This window comes from Pseudomonas sp. IT-93MI4 (assembly GCF_949767635.1).
GTDB classification, from domain to species: Bacteria; Pseudomonadota; Gammaproteobacteria; order Pseudomonadales; family Pseudomonadaceae; genus Aquipseudomonas; species Aquipseudomonas putida_A.
Window position 1 is genome coordinate 478256 of the sequence record NZ_CATKPP010000011.1, and the last position, 18259, is coordinate 496514.

General features: G+C 61.4%; 17 protein-coding genes. 11 read left to right on the plus strand and 6 right to left on the minus strand.

Annotated features, from left to right (window positions below; translation table 11 throughout):
• Positions 1-188 precede the first annotated feature (188 nt).
• Both ACM6I7_RS09415 and ACM6I7_RS09420 read right to left on the minus strand, forming a co-directional pair.
• Positions 189-968 (minus strand): ABC transporter substrate-binding protein, encoded by a 780-nt coding sequence (locus ACM6I7_RS09415; RefSeq protein ID WP_003226194.1) that lies wholly within the window; start codon positions 966-968, stop codon positions 189-191.
• 245 nt (positions 969-1213) lie between these two features.
• Positions 1214-1642 carry a rhodanese-like domain-containing protein gene (locus ACM6I7_RS09420; protein WP_027611645.1) on the minus strand — a complete coding sequence of 143 codons (429 nt, stop codon included), beginning with the start codon at positions 1640-1642 and terminating at the stop codon, positions 1214-1216.
• Between the two features lie 102 nt (positions 1643-1744).
• Between ACM6I7_RS09420 and ftrA the strand changes: the two genes are divergently transcribed.
• Positions 1745-2719, plus strand: a complete 975-nt coding sequence (gene ftrA, locus ACM6I7_RS09425; protein WP_414888434.1) for a transcriptional regulator FtrA — start codon at positions 1745-1747, stop codon at positions 2717-2719.
• 107 nt (positions 2720-2826) lie between these two features.
• Here ftrA and cobF read toward each other — a convergent pair whose 3' ends face one another.
• The gene (gene cobF / locus ACM6I7_RS09430) at positions 2827-3582 is read right to left on the minus strand and encodes a precorrin-6A synthase (deacetylating) (protein ID WP_414888435.1); all 756 of its coding nucleotides are present in this window, start codon (positions 3580-3582) and stop codon (positions 2827-2829) included.
• Complete coding sequence (locus ACM6I7_RS09435) at positions 3582-4040, minus strand: histidine phosphatase family protein (protein WP_414888436.1); 459 nt, start codon at positions 4038-4040, stop codon at positions 3582-3584. The genes cobF and ACM6I7_RS09435 overlap by 1 nt, the downstream gene beginning before the upstream one ends.
• 445 nt (positions 4041-4485) lie before the next feature.
• On the opposite strand from ACM6I7_RS09435, the gene ACM6I7_RS09440 reads away from it, so the two are divergent.
• The 8 genes from ACM6I7_RS09440 (at position 4486) to ACM6I7_RS09475 (ending at position 12772) form a co-directional block, all read left to right on the plus strand.
• Positions 4486-5340 carry a MurR/RpiR family transcriptional regulator gene (locus tag ACM6I7_RS09440; RefSeq protein WP_027611641.1) on the plus strand — a complete coding sequence of 285 codons (855 nt, stop codon included), beginning with the start codon at positions 4486-4488 and terminating at the stop codon, positions 5338-5340.
• Positions 5341-5342: 2 nt separating this feature from the next.
• Positions 5343-5987, plus strand: coding sequence for an isochorismatase family cysteine hydrolase (locus tag ACM6I7_RS09445; RefSeq protein ID WP_027611640.1), 645 nt, complete (start codon positions 5343-5345; stop codon positions 5985-5987).
• Positions 5984-7315, plus strand: coding sequence for a glutamine synthetase (locus tag ACM6I7_RS09450; RefSeq protein ID WP_123588369.1), 1332 nt, complete (start codon positions 5984-5986; stop codon positions 7313-7315). The genes ACM6I7_RS09445 and ACM6I7_RS09450 overlap by 4 nt, the downstream gene beginning before the upstream one ends.
• Positions 7299-8051 carry an N-formylglutamate amidohydrolase gene (locus ACM6I7_RS09455; RefSeq protein WP_414888437.1) on the plus strand — a complete coding sequence of 251 codons (753 nt, stop codon included), beginning with the start codon at positions 7299-7301 and terminating at the stop codon, positions 8049-8051. The genes ACM6I7_RS09450 and ACM6I7_RS09455 overlap by 17 nt, the downstream gene beginning before the upstream one ends.
• Positions 8052-8136: 85 nt before the next feature.
• Positions 8137-9486 carry an APC family permease gene (locus ACM6I7_RS09460; protein ID WP_027611637.1) on the plus strand — a complete coding sequence of 450 codons (1350 nt, stop codon included), beginning with the start codon at positions 8137-8139 and terminating at the stop codon, positions 9484-9486.
• A 118-nt stretch (positions 9487-9604) separates the two neighbouring features.
• A complete protein-coding gene (locus ACM6I7_RS09465; protein WP_103367677.1) occupies positions 9605-10621 on the plus strand; it encodes an arginine N-succinyltransferase in 1017 nt (338 codons plus the stop codon).
• A gap of 61 nt (positions 10622-10682) precedes the next feature.
• Positions 10683-11717, plus strand: coding sequence for an arginine N-succinyltransferase (astA, locus tag ACM6I7_RS09470; RefSeq protein WP_027611635.1), 1035 nt, complete (start codon positions 10683-10685; stop codon positions 11715-11717).
• Positions 11718-11902: 185 nt separating this feature from the next.
• Complete coding sequence (locus tag ACM6I7_RS09475) at positions 11903-12772, plus strand: isocitrate lyase/PEP mutase family protein (RefSeq protein ID WP_007968750.1); 870 nt, start codon at positions 11903-11905, stop codon at positions 12770-12772.
• A gap of 418 nt (positions 12773-13190) precedes the next feature.
• Here ACM6I7_RS09475 and ACM6I7_RS09480 read toward each other — a convergent pair whose 3' ends face one another.
• Together ACM6I7_RS09480 and ACM6I7_RS09485 are read right to left on the minus strand one after the other, a co-directional pair.
• Entirely contained in the window at positions 13191-14426 is a 1236-nt protein-coding gene (locus tag ACM6I7_RS09480) for a M20/M25/M40 family metallo-hydrolase (protein WP_414888438.1), read from the minus strand.
• Between the two features lie 126 nt (positions 14427-14552).
• The gene (locus ACM6I7_RS09485; protein ID WP_414888439.1) at positions 14553-15626 is read right to left on the minus strand and encodes a diguanylate cyclase; all 1074 of its coding nucleotides are present in this window, start codon (positions 15624-15626) and stop codon (positions 14553-14555) included.
• Between the two features lie 190 nt (positions 15627-15816).
• On the opposite strand from ACM6I7_RS09485, the gene ACM6I7_RS09490 reads away from it, so the two are divergent.
• Together ACM6I7_RS09490 and ACM6I7_RS09495 are read left to right on the plus strand one after the other, a co-directional pair.
• A complete protein-coding gene (locus ACM6I7_RS09490; protein WP_414888440.1) occupies positions 15817-17268 on the plus strand; it encodes a flavin-containing monooxygenase in 1452 nt (483 codons plus the stop codon).
• A gap of 21 nt (positions 17269-17289) precedes the next feature.
• A complete protein-coding gene (locus ACM6I7_RS09495; RefSeq protein ID WP_330206986.1) occupies positions 17290-18216 on the plus strand; it encodes an alpha/beta fold hydrolase in 927 nt (308 codons plus the stop codon).
• The last annotated feature ends 43 nt before the right edge of the window (positions 18217-18259 follow it).

Below are 18259 nucleotides of genomic sequence, written 5' to 3' on the forward strand. Positions count from 1 at the left end.
TGAATGGCTGGATCACGCAGATCCCCTGTAGGAGTGAGCCTGCTCGCGATAGCGGTGTGTCAGGCACTAAAGCGGCTGAATGTTAAACCGCTATCGCGAGCAGGCTCACTCCTACAGGGTTCTCCTATGAATCAGAGCACAAAAAAAGTGGCCACCGCGCAAACGGGACCACTTTTTTCTACAGCGTATTAATGACCGTACACGTCAAAGTCGAAGTACTTGTCCTGGACTTTCTTGTACTCGCCATTGGCGCGGATTTCGGTGATGGCCTTGTTGAATTTCTCGGCCAGCTCGGTATCGCCCTTGCGCACCGCGATGCCCGCGCCGCCGCCGAAGTACTTGGCGTCTTCGTAGGTCGGGCCGACGAATTCGAAGCCTTTGCCGGCGTCGGTCTTCAGGAAACCGTCGCTGAGGTTGACCGAGTCGGCCAGCATCGCGTCAAGACGACCGGATTTCATATCCAGGTTGGCTTCCTGTTGCGAGCCGTAGCGCACCACTTCAAACCCGGCGTCCTTGGCCATGTCGGTGGCGTAGCGGTCGTGGGTACTGGCGCGCAGCACGCCGACTTTCTTGCCCTTGAGCTCGGTCAGCGGGTCTTTGACACCGGAGCCTTCCTTCATCACGAAGCGCGCCGGGGTGTGGTAGTACTTGATGGTGAAATCGACGTTTTTCTTGCGGTCATCCGTAATGGTCATCGAGGACAGGATTGCGTCGATCTTCTTCACTTTGAGTGCCGGGATCAGGCCGTCGAATTCCTGCTCGACCCACACGCATTTGACATCCATCTGTTTGCACAGGGCATCGCCGATATCGACGTCGAACCCGGTGAGTTTGCCATCAGCGGTTTTCATCGAGAATGGCGGGTAAGCGGCTTCGATCCCCAGACGAATCGGTTTGGCGTCTTCGGCCACTGCGGTCAGGGACAACATCGACAGTGCCAGGGCACCGAACATCACTAGCTTCTTCATTTATTACTCCTGTGTGCGGAGGCTTTTATTGGCAGCTTTCGATTGGCGTTCGGTCATGGCCATTGAGCAGCAAAAACCGACGTGGCCGGCAGTCTATGGCGGGGCGCACAGGGCAAATTGTGTTTAGGCGACAAATACTTACAGAAAATCGGCGCACGCGTTGACCGGGATCAACAGTGCGCCGACATGGTGCAAAGGCTGTAGGACAAACTCCGATTCTGCTCAGGAAATGGCTGAAAAACCTGTCAGCATTCGCAGGCAATGACAACTCGGGCAGGCTGTTCGACACTCAGCGAAAAACCCTCATCCAGCCAGCCGGTCACGCCGCCGATCATCTCCTTGACCGGGTAACCCAACGCCGCCAGTTTCACCGCAGCCTTGTTGGCGCCGTTGCAGTGCGGGCCGGCGCAATAGACCACGAACAACGTGCTCGTCGAATACTCCGCCAGGCCTTCGGCGGTCAGCAAGCGGGTCGGAATGTTGATCGCGCCCGGCACGTGACCGCGCTCGAACGCCAAAGGCCCGCGCACATCGACCAGGACAAAATCGACTTCACCGGCTTCCTGGCTGCTGTACACGTCAGAACAATCGGTTTCAAACGTCAGACGGTTGCTGAAATGCATCAGGGCAATGGCCGACGGTGCAGCAGGAATGTCGCGAACCAGGCTGGTCATGTTGTGTGGCTCCTTCATCTGTTGGGGTGTGAGCAGACTTTATCGGGCCAGCGCTTGGCGCTACAGTGGCGCGCAAGACACTCACCGGGAATTTTCCGCCAAATGCCTGACTCACCTGGATTGGTTGCGATTCTGGCCTACGATGGCCTCTGTACCTTCGAGTTCGGCATTGCCGTGGAGATTTTCGGCCTGCCCCGGCCGGAATTCGATTTCCCGTGGTACGAGCACTGCATCGTCGCCGTCGATCAAGGGCCGATGCGCGCCATGGGCGGGATTCACGTATTGGCCGACGGCGGCCTGGAGCTGCTGGCGCAGGCGCGCACCATCATCATTCCCGGTTGGCGCGACCGCGAGGCCCCGGTGCCGCCGGCGCTGATCGGCGCCTTGCGACAGGCCCACGCCCAGGGTGCGCGGTTGCTGTCAATTTGCTCAGGGGTGTTTGTGCTGGCCGCCAGTGGCTTGCTCGACGGCCACGGTGCGACCACCCACTGGCGCTACACCGAAGAACTGGCGCGACGCTTTCCGGCGATTGCGGTCGATCCGGACGTGCTTTACGTCGACTCCGGACAGTTGATCACCTCGGCGGGCAGCGCCGCCGGGATCGATGCCTGCCTGCATCTGCTGGCACGGGACTTCGGCACCCAGGTCGCCAATTCGGTGGCTCGGCGGCTGGTGATGTCGCCGCAACGCACTGGCGGTCAGGCACAGTTCATCCCGACGCCGGTCAGCGCGACGCCGCGCAACGACTTGTCGCGGGTGATGCAGTGGGCCCGCGAGCGCTTGCACCAACCGCTGGAAGTGCGCGATCTGGCCAGCGAAGCGGCGATGAGCGAGCGCACCTTTTTGCGCCGTTTCACCGAAGCCAGCGGACAATCGCCCAAAGCGTGGCTGCAACACGAGCGACTGGCCCGGGCGCGGGAATTACTGGAGAGCACCGTGCACAGCACCGAGCAGATCGCCCAGCGCTGCGGTTATCGCTCGGTGGAAAGTTTTCGCGTGGCGTTTCGCAGCGTGGTCGGGGTGCCGCCGTCGGTGTATCGGGAGCGGTTTGGGCGTGGGGTCAAAGCGATTTCCTGAGGTGGCTGTGATGACCCCTTCGCGAGCAGGCTCGCTCCCACATTTGAAATGGGTACCCCTGTGGGAGCGAGCCTGCTCGCGAAGAGGCCAGCCCAGACAGACATAATCTAGGGCTTGCGCAACAGATAGGTATCCATGATCCACCCATGCTCGGCCCGCGCCGCTTTGCGCGTGCGCTCGATTTGATCCGCAACATCCTTGAGCTTGCCGCTGATCAGAATCTCATCCGGCGTGCCGAGGTAAGCGCCCCAGTAAATCTCGGTCTGCTGATCCGCCACATGGTGGTAGGAATCTTCCGCATCGAGCATCACCACCAGGCTGTCCGTGTCACTCTCCTGCCCTGCCGCCAGACGCCGGCCAGTGGTGATTTCAATTGACCGGCCAATGCTGTTCAACGGCACTTTATGCTGCGCCGCCAACGCCTGAACGCTGGTTATCCCGGGGATCACTTCAAACTCGAAAGCACAGCGGCCTGACACCAGAATCGCCTGCAGAATACGAATCGTGCTGTCGTACAGCGCCGGGTCGCCCCACACGAGGAAACCGCCGCACTGCTCGTCAGCCAATTCTTCATTGATCAGTCGTTCGAAGGTTTCCTGCTTGGCACGGTTCAGAGCATCGACCGCGCGGGTGTAGTCCACTTCGCCGCGCTCGCGCTCCGGGCTGTGGGCTTCGACGAAGCGATACCCAGGGTCGGTGATGTAGCGCGCACAGATGTCGCGCCGCAGATCGATCAGTTTGTCCTTGCTCGGGCCTTTGTCCATCAGAAAGAACACGTCGACCTGATTCAGCGCCTTTACCGCCTGCATGGTGATGTAGTCGGGATTTCCGGCGCCGATGCCGATGACCAACAGTCGTTTCATCACAGTGCTCCCGCAAGATCGATACCCACCAAGCGTAGCCGCCAGATGCCGTTGAACCGCAGTTCAACCACGGACAACGGTTCAACATCAATCGCGTTGAACGCCGCGCCCTGTAACACCTGCATCAGTGCCGCACGCACCACAAACGGATGGGTGACGGCGACGATGTGCCCCGGAACGCCTTGCAGACTGGTCAGCCATGCCGCCACGCGTTCGCTCAACTGCATTACCGACTCGCCACCATGCGGTGCCGCCTGCGGATCATTGATCCACGCCTGCAAGGCCTCGGCCTCGCGCACTTGCAGATCCTTGATCGCTTGCCCGTGCCAGCGCCCCCAATCGCAATCGCGCAGCGCTTCGTCCACTTGCGGCGCCGCACCGAACCACTCGGCGGTCTGACGCGTACGCAATTCCGGCCCGCACAACAAACGACTGGCACCGGTGAACTTCGCGGCCAACGCGCCAATCGCGAATGGCGAATTCTCAACAGGCTCGTTCGTAGGAAAGCGCGACAATTTCTGTGCGACGGTTCGCGCGTGGCAAATCAAAGTCAAACGGGTGGACTGCACAGGATTTCACTCGATGAACATCAGCTGAATCGGCGGTAAATCGCCGGTCTTGTGGCAATTGTGCCGTAACCCGGTCGCTTCAGGGGATCTCGTGAACCTCCAGCCCAGTACTCTGAAGTAGAAAAAGCGGCAATGTCTGACACGCTTGGAGGCAATGGACTACAAGAGGCACAGACTCAGGTGTAGCCCTTGTTACTCAGGGTTGTGAGCTTATTTAAACGTCGAATCGCCAACGCTAAAAATTCACTAGACATGTAACCTGAGTTACATAAATACTGTTTTAACGGATTGTGAAACGAATTCAACACCCCCCCTTCATCCAGCAGGAGCCCGGATGCCCCCTCTCAGAGACTTGATCACCGACCCCGGCCTGGAACTGACGCCGTCGGAGCGCAAAGTGATTCGCGCCCTGCTCGACCAGTATCCACGCAACGGCCTGGGTCCGATGGCGCGTCTGGCCGAACACGCCGGCGTCAGCGATCCGACCATCGTGCGGCTGGTGAAGAAGCTCGGATTTGGCGGTTATGCCGAGTTTCAGGACGCCCTGCTCAGCGACATGGACCACCGCCTGCGTTCGCCGCGCACCCTGTTGCAGCCACGCTCGCACCTCAATAAAGACGATGCCTGGGGCCATTATCTGGCTGACAGCCAACGCCTGCTGGTGGAAACCCAGGTTCTGACGCAACCCGAAGACGTGCGCATTCTGCTCGACTGGCTGCTCGATACCCGGCACCAGATCTACTGCTTCGGCGGGCGCTTCAGCAGCCTGATGGCCAACTACCTGCTCAACCACTTGCGCCTGCTGCGACCCGGCTGCTTTGCGCTGGAAGACAACGCGCAACTGCCCGACCGCCTGTTCGATCTGCAACGCCAGGACGTGGTGCTGCTGTTCGACTACCGCCGCTACCAGTCCCAGGCCCTGCGGGTGGCCTCGGCGGCGAAGAACAACAACGCGCGGGTGGTGCTGTTCACCGACATCTATGCCTCGCCACTGCGTGAACTGGCTGACCTGATCATCAGTGCTCCGGTGGAATCGGCCTCGCCGTTCGACACCATGGTGCCGGCGCTGGCCCAGGTCGAGGCGCTGATTGCCTGCCTGACCCTGCGCAGCCCCGATCTGGCCGATCGCCTGGAAGGCATCGACGCCCTGCGCAACGACTTCAACACCCATCTGCTGGAGGATAAATAAGGATGTTCAGTCTTCCCCACCGCTCGCCGCGGGATTTGCCGTTCGTCACCGGTCACACCGCTCTGTTGCTGGTGGACATGCAGCGTGCCTGGCTCGAACCGCAGTTCGACCCGCACCTGAACGGCCCGGATGCCGAGTATTTCCTGACCCGCGCGCACATGCAGGTGGTGCCCAACCAGCGCCGCTTGCTCAGTGCCTTTCGCGAAGCGCGGCAGAATGTGCTGCACACGATTATCGAAAGCCTGACCGCCGACGGTCGCGACCGCTCGCTGGATCACAAACTGTCGGACATGCACTTGCCCAAGGGCAGCACCCAGGCGCGGATCATCGACGACCTGACCCCGGTGGAAAACGAAATCGTGTTGCCGAAAACCTCGTCCGGGGTGTTCAACTCGACCAACATCGATTACGTACTGCGCAACCTCGAAACCCGCCACCTGATCATTGCCGGCATCGTCACCGACCAGTGCGTCGACATGGCCGTGCGCGATGCCGCCGACCGTGGCTATCTGGTGACGCTGGTCGAAGACGCCTGCGCCACCTACACCCCGGCGCGGCATGACGCCTGCCTCAACGCGATCAAGGGTTACTGCTGGATCACTGACACACAAACCGTGCTCGGCCGCTTGCAGGAGATGCGTCCATGAGCGAGCGCCTGACGCCGTTGCCGATGACCACCATCGTCACCACCGACCTGATCGGCATCACCCGTGGCCGCTCGTTTCCCACCGATCAGCTGGAACATTATCAAGCGGCCGGGTGCGGCTGGGTGCCAGCCAACAGCGCACTGACGCCTCAGGACATCATCGCCTCGACCAACCCATGGGGCGCCTATGGTGATTTGCGGCTGATTCCCGATCTGGCCAGTCGCGTGACGGTCGGTAATGGCCCGGACGCCGCAGCACCGGCGCTGGACTTCATCCATGGCGACATCCGCGAGACCGATGGCCGGCCGTGGAGCGCTTGCCCGCGCACGTTGTTGCGCGATGAAATCGAGCGCTATCGCGACGACCTCGGTTTGCAGGTCAACGCGGCGTTCGAACACGAATTCAACCTGCATGCCGGCTTCGCCGAGCATCTGGCGTTTTCCCTCGAAGCCCAGCGTCAGGGGGCCGAGTTCGGCGGCTGGCTGCTCAGCGCTCTGCGCGCGGGTGGCGTTGAGCCGGAAATGTTCCTGCCCGAATACGGCAAGCACCAATACGAAATCACCTGCCGGCCGACCCTCGGCGTGGCGGCGGCGGATCGTGCGGTCAACGTGCGCGAGATCACCCGCGAAATCGCCCGACAAATGGGCGTCGACGTCAGTTTCGCGCCGAAAACCAAGGCTGACGCGGTGTGCAACGGCGTGCACCTGCACGTCAGCCTGCTCGACCTGCAAGGTCTGCCGCTGCTCTACGACGCCGGCACCAGCAACGGTCTATCGACCCTCGGCCAGCATTGGGCCGCCGGGATCCTGCATTATCTGCCGGCGCTGTGTGCATTCACCGCGCCGACACCGGTGTCGTACGAGCGTTTGCAGCCACACCACTGGAGCGCGTCCTATGCGTGTCTGGGGCAGCAGAACCGTGAAGCGGCGCTGCGCATTTGTCCGACCGTGAGCCTGGGCGGCAAATCCGTGGCGGCGCAGTACAACCTGGAATTCCGCGCGATGGACGCCACCGCCTCGCCGCATCTGGCAATGGCCGCGCTGCTGATTGCCGGACGGTTGGGCATCGAACAGCGTCTGGCGCTGAACGCGATCACCGATGAAATTCCCGATTCACTCAACGACGAGCAACGCAAGGCCCGGGGCATTGTGGCCCTACCCGCCTCGCTGGCCCAGGCGCTGGATTGCCTGCGTGACAGTGCAGCCTTCAATCAATGGCTGCCCAAGCCGTTGCTCGACACGTACCACGCCCTTAAAACCGAGGAACTGGCGCTGACGGAACAGCTCTCGCCCGCTGACCTGTGTGAGCACTATGCACGCCTGTACTGAATCCGCCGAGCTGGGGTTGTACACCCGCCCGGTCTACAACCTGAGCCGCGAAGATTCATCGCATCCGTTGATTCTGGTGTGCGAGCACGCCAGCCGCTACATCCCCGAGGCCCTGAACAATCTGGGCCTGGACGATGCCGCCGCGCGCGAACACATCGCCTGGGACATCGGCGCACTGCAACTGGCCGAAAAGCTCTCGGAGACACTCGGGGCAACGCTGTTGAGCGCCAACTATTCACGGCTGCTGATCGACCTCAATCGGCCCCGACATGCCCCCGACAGCATTCCGGGGCAGAGCGAGATTTATCAGGTGCCCGGTAACCGCGAGCTGGACGAAGCCACGCGCGAATACCGGCGCCAGACCCTGTTCAAACCGTTTCACGCCCGGCTGCAGACCCTGATCGACCAGCGCGTTGCACAAGGCCAGGTAGTACGGGTAGTGGGGATTCACAGTTTTACCCCGGTGTATTACGGCCAGCCGCGCTCACTGGAAGTCGGCGTGCTGTTCGGTCAGGCCGGCGCCTATGCGCAACGGGTGATCGATGGCCTCGGCCAGCACCCGTTGAACGTCGCGGGCAACCAGCCGTACCGGGTTGATCCGCTGGGCGACATGACCGTGCCAGTGCACGGCGATGCCCGGGGGCTGGAGTCGGTGCTGATCGAGGTGCGCAACGATCTGCTGCGCAGCCCGGAAGCGGTTTCGCTGTGGGCCGAGCGCCTGGCACCGCTGCTGTAAAGAATGCTGCAAGACTGCTGACGCTGTAACGATGGATCGACATAACAACTAAAACGCTGGATAGGCTGACAAGGAGTTGCGCTTCATGGAAATAGAAGAGTTCGGCTACAAACAGGAGTTGAAACGTAGCCTGACACTGACCGACCTGGTGGTGTACGGGATGATCTTCATGATCCCCATCGCCCCCTTCGGCGTGTATGGCTACGTGAATGCCGAGGCGCCCGGAATGGTGCCGCTGGCCTACATCATCGGCATGGTCGCGATGCTGTTCACCGCGCTGAGCTACGGCAGCATGGCCAAGGCGTTTCCGGTCGCCGGTTCGGTGTATTCCTACGCGCAACGCGGCCTCAATCAACACGTCGGCTTCATCGCCGGCTGGCTGATGCTGCTCGACTATCTGCTGATTCCACCGCTGCTGTACGTCTACGCGGCGATGGCCCTGAACCATCTGTACCCGGACATTCCGAAGGTCGGCTTCATTCTGGCGTTTCTGGTCAGCGCGACATTCGTCAACCTGCGCGGCATCACCTTCACCGCACGGATGAACATCATTTTCCTGCTGGCACAGCTGGTGGTGCTGGGGATTTTCCTGTTCTACGCCTGGAACGCCCTGCACAACGGCGGCGGCAACGGCGAGCTGACCCTGGCGCCGCTGTATCACCCGGAAACGTTCAATTTCGCCCTGCTGATGCAAGCGGTGTCGATTGCCGTGCTGTCATTCCTCGGCTTCGATGCGATCTCGACCCTCGCCGAAGAAATCAAGGGCGATCCGGGCCGCAGCGTCGGCCGCGCAGCGCTGATCACTCTGGTGGTGATGGGCGTGATTTTCGTCGTACAGACCTGGATCGCCACCGATCTGGCTGCTGGCATGGGTTTCAAGTCCGCCGACACCGCATTCTATGAAATCGCCGAAATCGCCGCTGGCAGCTGGCTGGCGACGCTGACCGGGGTGGCGACCGCGCTGGCCTGGGGTGTCGCAGTAGCGATCACCTCGCAAGCGGCAGTGTCGCGCCTGCTGTTCGGCATGGCCCGCGATGGCAAGTTGCCAAAAGTCCTGGCCAAGGTGCACCCGAAGCACAACACCCCGTACCTGAGCATTTATCTGGTGGCGGTGCTGTCGCTGGTGATCTGCTACCTGTTCATCAATTCGGTCGACACCCTGACCTCGCTGGTCAACTTCGGTGCCCTCAGCGGTTTCATGCTGCTGCACCTGACAGTGATCAACTACTACTGGCGTCGGCAGAAGTCCGGTCAGGTCGTACGCCATCTGATCTGCCCGGTGATCGGCTTCATCATCGTCGCCGCCATCATGTACAACATGGGCGTCGATGCGCAAAAACTCGGCCTGATCTGGATTGCGCTGGGTCTGGTGTACCTGTTCTTCCTGAACAAGCTCGGCGCCAGCACAGCGCTGCCTGACCCGAGCAATGGCTGACAAGAAAAAGAGCGGCGTCTGACATCAAATCAGGCGACCGCCGCTTTAAAGCGTGGCAACCGACAGTGATAGTCAGGTTCGGTGGGATCACCGGACCCTTTGATACAGGAGTGCATCCATGCTGGTCTTACGCCCAGTCGAGACAACCGACCTGCCGCAATTGCAGCAGCTGGCCCGCGACAGCCTGGTCGGCGTCACGTCGCTGCCTGACGACGTCGAACGCCTGCGCGAAAAAATCGCCGGCTCCTGTGCCTCGTTCGACAACGACATTCAGGCGCAAGGCCCGGAGAACTACTTCTTCGTGCTGGAAGACCTCGACACTCAACGGCTGGTCGGTTGCTCGGAGATCCTCGCCACGGCCGGTTTCAACGAACCGTTCTACAGCTTGCGCAATCGCCACTTCACCAGTGCTTCGCGGGAACTGAACATCGAGCACGGGGTGCCGGCGCTGTCGCTGTGTCACGATCTCAGCGGACACACGCTATTGCGCGGTTTTCACATCGACAACGCGCTGGTGCGCAGCGCCTTTTCCGAATTGCTGTCGCGGGCACGGCTGCTGTTCATCGCCGCTCACGCACAACGCTTTGCCGATGCGGTGATCACCGAGATCGTCGGCTATAGCGATGAGAACGGTCATTCGCCGTTCTGGGACGCACTGGGCAAACACTTCTTCGACCTGCCCTACGTCGAGGCCGAGCGCCTGTGCGGCCTGCAAAGCCGCACGTTTCTCGCCGAACTGATGCCGCAATACCCGATTTACGTACCGATGCTGCCCCCGGCAGCACAGGAATGCATCGGCCGGATTCACCCGGACGGTCAGGAAGCCTTCGACATCCTCGAACGCGAAGGCTTTGAAACCAACAGCTACATCGACCTGTTCGACGCCGGTCCGACCCTGTATGCGCGCACCGCGAACATCCGTTCGATCGCCCACAGCCAGACCGCCAGCGTGCGCGAGCAGGCGCAGATCGACGCCCGCGGCCATTACCTGCTGAGCAACGACGCGCTGCATGGCTTCCGGGCCATCGTCGCCGAACTGGATTACCAGCCCGATCAACCGCTGTCGCTGACGCCGGCCCTGTGCGCGGCGCTGAAGGTCACCGATGGCTGCACGATCAGGCTGACCGCCCTGTGAACCGCGCCCGGTTGCATACCCAACGACAGTGCCCGAACCGGCGCGTACAAGGAGTTACCGCATGATCGTCCGTCCGGTCAAAGTCAGCGACCTGCCAGCACTGATGACTCTGGTGCAACAGGCCGGCCCGGGGTTCACCACCCTCCCGGCCAATGAGGATCGCCTCGCCCACCGGGTGCGTTGGGCCCAGCGCGCGTTTTCCGGACAAGTGGAACGGGCCGACGCCGATTATCTGTTCGTGCTTGAAGATGACGACCTGCGGGTGGTCGGCGTCAGCGCCCTGACCGGCGCGGTAGGCCTGCGCGAGCCGTGGTACAACTACCGAGTCGGCCTGACCGTGAGTTCGGCACCGGATCTGGGCATTTCGCGGCAGATCCCCACACTGTTTCTCAATAACGAGCTGACCGGCCAGTCGGAACTGTGTTCGCTGTTCCTTCAGCATGAGCAACGCCATGGCAACAATGGCCGGCTGCTGTCGCTCGGGCGGCTGCTGTTCGTGGCCGAGTTTCCGCAACTGTTTGGCGAGAAGATGATCGCCGAACTGCGCGGCAGTGCCGATGAACTCGGTTGCTCGCCGTTCTGGGACAGTCTGGGCCGGCATTTCTTCCAGATGGACTTCAGCCATGCTGACCACTTGTCGGGTCTGGGCAACAAGTCGTTCATCGCCGAACTGATGCCGCGCCAGCCGTTGTACACCTGCATGCTCACCGAACAGGCACAGGCGGCCATCGGCCAGGCGCATCCCAATACCGAGCCCGCGCTGAAGATCCTGCGCGAAGAAGGATTTGTGCATAAGGGCTACATCGACATCTTCGACGGTGGCCCGGTGATCGAAGCACCGATCGGCAACATTCGTACCGTGCGCGACAGCCTGGCGCTGACCCTGAGTCTCGGCACGCCGGACGATCAGGCACCGTTGTGGCTGATCCACAACCGGCGCCTGGAGAACTGCCGCATCACCGTGGCCCCCGGTCGTCTGGTCGGCAATACCCTGGTGGTCGACCGCCTCACCGCCAAGCGCCTGCAACTGCAACCGGGCAATTCGGTGCGCGCCGTGCTGCTGCCCAGGCAACAGCAACAGGCGGTAGCGGCCTGATCTGCGGTTTAGCCAGTGAAAATCCGCTGACTGCCGATGAAACCTTTCAGCCGCTGGATCCTTCATCAACGCCTCACTCGCAAATTCGTCATGAACCTTGACCCATTCGCGTGATAGCCTTTTCATTCTTCGGCGTTGACACCTTTGCTCAAGCCGTTCCATTCCTTTGTATTGGTGGAACTCGTATGACCAGGCTTTCCCATCAAGATTTGCGCCGTAACTTCCGTCAATTGCTGGCTTCCGACACCTGCTACCACACCGCCTCGGTGTTCGACCCGATGTCCGCGCGCATTGCCGCCGACCTGGGTTTTGAAGTGGGGATCCTCGGCGGCTCCGTGGCCTCGCTGCAGGTGCTGGGCGCCCCCGACTTTGCCCTGATCACCCTCAGCGAATTCGCCGAACAGGCCACCCGCATCGGCCGCGTTGCCCAGTTGCCAGTGATCGCCGACGCCGACCACGGTTACGGCAACGCCCTCAACGTGATGCGCACCATCGTCGAACTGGAACGCGCCGGCGTCGCCGCCCTGACCATCGAAGACACCCTGCTGCCGGCGCAATTCGGCCGTAAGTCCACCGACCTGATCTCGGTCGCCGAAGGCGTCGGCAAGATCCGCGCGGCGCTGGAAGCCCGGGTCGATTCGGAAATGGCAATCATCGCCCGCACCAATGCCGGCATTCTGCCGAATCAGGAAATCATCAGCCGCACCAAGCAGTATCAGGCCGCCGGTGCCGACGGCATCTGCATGGTCGGGGTGCAGGACTTCGATCAGCTCGAGCAAATCGCCGAACACCTGACGGTCCCGCTGATGCTGGTGACCTACGGCAACCCGGCGCTGCGCGACGACAAGCGCCTGGCCGAACTCGGGGTGCGCGTGACCATCGACGGCCACGGCGCCTACTTCGCCGCGATCAAGGCGACCTACGACAGCCTGCGCGAACAACGCCAGATCTTCACCCAGGCCTCGGACCTGAGCGCCACCGAGCTGACGCACACCTACACCCAGCCTGAGGATTACATTCTGTGGGCGAAGGAATACATGAGCGTCAAGGAATAAGCTGCGGTCAGGACTGGCCTCTTCGCGAGCAAGCTCGCTCACACAGTGGATCTTCAGTGAACACAGCATTGGTGTTGAACACAGATCCCATGTAGGAGTGAGCCTGCTCGCGATGACGTCGGCACATTCAACACCCATTTAGCCTGACCCGCCGCCTTCGCGAGCAGGCTCGCTCCCACAGTGGATCTTCAGTGAACACAGCATTGGTGTTCGACACAGATCCCATGTAGGAGTGAGCCTGCTCGCGATGACGTCGGCACATTCAACACCCATTTAGCCTGACCCGCCGCCTTCGCGAGCAAGCCCGCTCCCACAATGGATCTTTCAGTGAACACAGCATTGGTGTTCGGCACAGATCCACTGTGGGAGCGGGCTTGCTCGCGAAGACGTCAGTTGCAGCACCGCCAAACCGAGGGAGTCAGCGCTTGGCCAACTCCATGATCATCCGCGACAACAGATAAATCCGCGGCGTCACACTCGCCACTTCGGCGTATTCCTCCGGCGTATGAATATTGCCGCCGACAATCCCGAAACCGTCCAGCGTCGGCGTACCCACCCCGGCGGACAGGCTGGCATCCGCCGCGCCACCACTGCCCTCTTCGGTCAGCTTGCGGCCGATCTCGCCGTAAATCCCTTGCGCCATGGCCATCAAGCGATCCGACTCCGCCGTTTGCGGCATCGGTGGCAGTCCGCGTTTGAGGCTGGTGGTGACTTCGGTTTCAGCGATCAGCTTGTCCTGCGACACTCGCGCCAGGTCTTTCTCGATCCGGTCGAACTCTTCCGGCACCGCCGCACGCACGTCAGCCTTGGCGGTGGCGTGATCCGGGATCACGTTGGTGCGATCACCGGCCTGGAGCACGGTGAAGTTGATGGTGGTTTTCTTCGCTTCGTCGCCGAGTTTGCCCAGTTGCAGAATCTGGTGCGCCGCTTCCATCGCCGCGTTCCGCCCCAGTTCCGGCGCGACTCCGGCGTGCGCCGCCTTGCCTTTGACCTCGACCAGCGCCGTCGCGCTGCCTTTGCGCCACACCACTAGACCATCGGCCGGACGCCCCGGTTCGAGGTTGAGGGTCACGTCATGAGCCTTGGCGGTTTTCTTGATCAGGTCGGTGGCGACGTCGGAACCGGTTTCCTCGCTGGCGTCGAGCAAAAAGGTGATTTGCGCGTAATCCTTGAAGTCGAGGTTCTTCAGAATTTTCAGCGCGTAGATCCCGGCGACGATGCCGCCCTTGTCGTCCATCACCCCCGGCCCGTAGGCGCGGCCGTCCTTGATGCGGAACGGGCGCTCGGCGGCGGAGCCTTCCTTGAACACCGTGTCCATGTGCGCCATCAAGAGGATTTTTGCCTTGCCGGTGCCCTTGAAGGTCGCCAGCACGTGGTTGGATTTTTCCGGGGTATTGGGTACCAGCTCGATGGTGGCGCCGAGCTTCTTCAGCTCATCGATGGCGATCTCGCTGACTTGTTTCAGGCCCGGTTCATAACCGGAACCGGAGTCGATGTTGACCAGCCGTTCCAGCAGTTTCAGGGCTTCGGGCTGATACTGCTCGGCATCCGCCAGCACTTGCTTGTGCGGTTCGGCGAAGGCGCTGGCGGAGCTGAGGACGAGGGACAGGCCGAGGCTGGCGGCCAGCAGCGAGCGGGAAAATGAGAACGTCATGAATCGATCCTTGTTTCGCGTCGGGGGGAATTGAACCGTACCTGACATCGACGCAAGGCTCTATACCGGATGCGACATCTCTGCGGCCGACACCGAACACCTGTAGGAGGAAATTGTGCTGGGCCGTCAGACCGAATCGAGCAGTTCCTGCTTCGGCAGATCATCACTGTTGCAGATCACCCGATTGCGCCTGCTCGCCTTGGCCTCGTACAGCGCCTGATCCGCATCATTGAGCCAACGGGTCGCGTCGCCGTGTGCCGGTTCGTAAGCCGCCAGACCAATGCTCAGACTGACCTTGAGCGCCGGGTTCTGCTCGTAACCCAGGGTGGCGAAACGCTCGCGCAAGGCTTCCATGGCCTGCGCGGCATTGAACAGCGGCAGGTCAGGCAGGATCACGCAAAACTCGTCGCCGCCATAGCGCCCGGCGACGTCCGCAGCGCGCAGGTTCTGCTTGAGCATTTTGCTCAACTGGCGCAGCACGATGTCACCCGCCACATGCCCGTAGGTGTCGTTGATCGCCTTGAAGTGATCGATGTCGATCAACGCGATCGCTGCGCCCTGCTGCTGCCGGCGGCAACGTTGAAAGGCGATTTCCAGTTGATCCTTCCACGCGCCGTGATTGAGCAGTCCGGTGAGGCTGTCGGTGCGACTCAGGGCCAGTAGCTCACGCTTGTGCAGGCCCAGCGTGTAGGCCTGGCGAAAGCAGATCCAGCCCAGCGCCAGCGGGTACAGCATCAGCAACGGCAGGCAGGCATAAAGCTGCAGAGGCGAGGTTTGCGGGATGAACGCCGGGGCGAAAACCACCAGGCCGACGCCGATACCGAGGATCTGCGCCGCCAGGCCTGCGGCGAGAAAACGTAATCCGCCGATGGCGACGTTATTCATCGCCATCATCGAAATGGTGGTGGCACTGGGCAGCGGATTGAACTGCATGGCGGCGACCCAGAAGCCGCCCATAAAGGCATCAACCAACAGATTGCGGTGTTCCGCATGGTAAGGAACGCTGGCACGACGGGCCCATTGAAACGCCAGGTGCGGCCAGAGCAGGCCATTGAACAGCATCAACGCCCAGACCCACAGCGGCGGGTCTAGCGGGTACATCGCCGCGCTCACGCACAACAGCCCCAGCACCAGCCCGAGGGTTCGCGATGTATAAAGCCTCCTGGCCAATGAAAGTCCCTTTCCCCCCTTGTTTCGCATAAGGGCCTCGACCACTCAACGGAACCTGCGCACACCGTCAGACGGATGTGCTGGAAGTCTAACAGGCAGCCGTTAAATAGCTATCACCGGCCAGCCGCTGAATACCGCGCCATCGCCGTCGCGCACAGGGCAAATTTTTAGCTATACCTGAAAGGACGAAAACGGAAAAACGACTATAAGAAGGAGGCCCATGCAGACCTACCGAGTGTTGATCATCGGCAGCGGATTTGGCGGCCAATGTGCGGCGGTCAATTTGCTCAAGGCCGGTATCGACGATTTTCGCCTGCTGGAAAGACGCGACTTCCTCGGCGGCACTTGGTGCCAGAACACCTACCCCGGCGCGGCGGTGGATGTGCCGTCGCCGCTGTATTCGCTGTCCTTCGCGCCGTACCGCTGGACGCAGATGTTCGCCGCCCAGGCTGAACTGCACCAATACACCGAACATGTCATCGAGCGCTTCGGCCTGCGCGAGCGCGTGGCGCTGCAAACCAACGTCGAACGCATCGAATGGGACGACGCCGAACAGCGCTGGGCGGTGCACACCAGCAAAGGGATTTTCTACGCGCAGTTCGTGATCAACGCCTCCGGGCCGTTGAGCCAACCGGTGATCCCGCCCTTCCCCGGCCAGGATCGCTTTGAGGGCAAGACTTTTCATACCAACAATTGGGATCACAGCTACGACTACCGCGGTAAACGCGTGGCCATTGTCGGCAGCGGCGCCAGTGCCGCCCAGGTGATTCCGGCGATTGCTGCCGAAGTCGAGCAATTGCACGTATTCCAGCGCACGCCACATTGGGTGCTGCCGCGCGCCGATCGCACGTTCGGGCCTTTCCAGCGTTGGCTGCTGGGGGTGAAACCGGCTTACAAGCTGCTGCGCTGGCTGCTCTACTGGCAATTCGAAACCCGGGTCATCGCCTTCAAATATTCGAAACCGGCGATTCACCTGGTTCAGCGTCAGGCGCTGCGTTTTCTCAAGCAACAGGTGCCGGACCCGGTATTGCGCGCAAAACTCACCCCGGACTTCACCATCGGCTGCAAGCGCATTCTGCTGTCCAGCACCTATTACCCGGCGCTGACCCGGCCCAACGTCACGTTGCACAGCCGCGAACAAGGCATCGCCGAAATCGATGAAACCGGGATCACCACCACGGACGGCCAGCACATCGACGTCGATCTGATCGTCTGGTCGACCGGCTACGACGCCACCGACGGCGTGGTCTCCTACCCGGTGACCGGCAAGCACGGCGTGCAACTCAAGGACGTCTGGGCGCAGTACCCGCGCGCCTATCTGGGCACCAGCCTGCCGGACTTTCCCAACCTGTTTATCGTCACCGGCCCCAACACCGGCATCGGGCATACCTCGGCGCTGTTCATCATCGAAGCGCAGATGAACTACATCCTCGACTGCATCCACACCCTGCAGTCAAAAGGCCTGCGCAGCATCGAAGTGCGCCCCGCAGCGGAACGTACCTACACTGCAATGATCCACCGTGAGATGGAACGCACGGTGTGGAAGTCCGGCGGCTGTCACAGTTGGTATCAGAGCAAGAGCGGTCATGTGATCGCGATATTTCCGGGCTTCAGTTTCAGCTACTACCGGTTGACCCGGACGCTGAAACCGGCTGACCACATTCTGTCCTGAACACGTAAAAGGAAGACGTCGATGCTTGTGCTGTTTGTCGCTCTCGCGGTTTTCGTGGCCTGGAGCTGGTTGAGTTACCCGGCGGTCGGGCATTGGTTGTACGACCTCAGCACGGCGCTCGAGGCCAAGTTGTACAAGTTGCACAAAATCGAGGTGCCGATTGCCGAAATGACCGTCTCGACCTGGCAGGGTGGTCCCTATGAAGCAGCCAGCGCGATCCTGATGCTGCACGGCTACAGCGCCGAGAAGAATCTGTGGCTGCGCTTCGCCAGGCATTTTGTCCGCCAGTACCGGGTGATCATTCCGGACATCGCCGGTCATGGGGAAACCGGGTTCAAGGCCGGTGGCGGCTACGACATTGCGCTGCAGGCCAAGCGCATGATCCAGCTGCTGGACGTGTGCGGCGTGGAGAAAGTCCACGTGATCGGCAACTCGATGGGTGGCTACATCGCGGCATGGCTGGCAGCAACTTACCCGGAGCGGATCGCCTCGGTGGCGCTGATCGACCCGGCCGGCGTCACTGCACCGCAGGCCAGCGACATGGAGCGCCACCTCGCCCGTGGGCATAACCCGTTCCTGATCAACTCCCGGGAAGAGTTCCGCCAGTTTTATGCGATGACCATGGCCTCGCCGCCGTGGGTGCCCGGGCTGGTGCTGGACGCCATCGCCCAGCGATACGAACGCCAGCGTGATGAACTGGAAGAGATCTTCCGCGACTTTCGCGCCAGCCCACCCATGGAGCCGAAACTGGCCGAGATCAAATGCCCGGCGCTGCTGCTGTGGGGGCGCAAGGACCGCTTGATCGACGTCAGCAGCGTGCCGGTGTGGAGCAAGGGCATCGCCAATCTGCGGGTCGAAGTGTGGGATGGCGTCGGGCACATGCCGATGGTCGAACAACCGGGGAATACCGCGCGGTTGTATCGGGAGTTTCTGGGAAACCAGCGATGAAACCCAACACTATCCTTGTGGTGAGGGGATTCATCCCCTCACC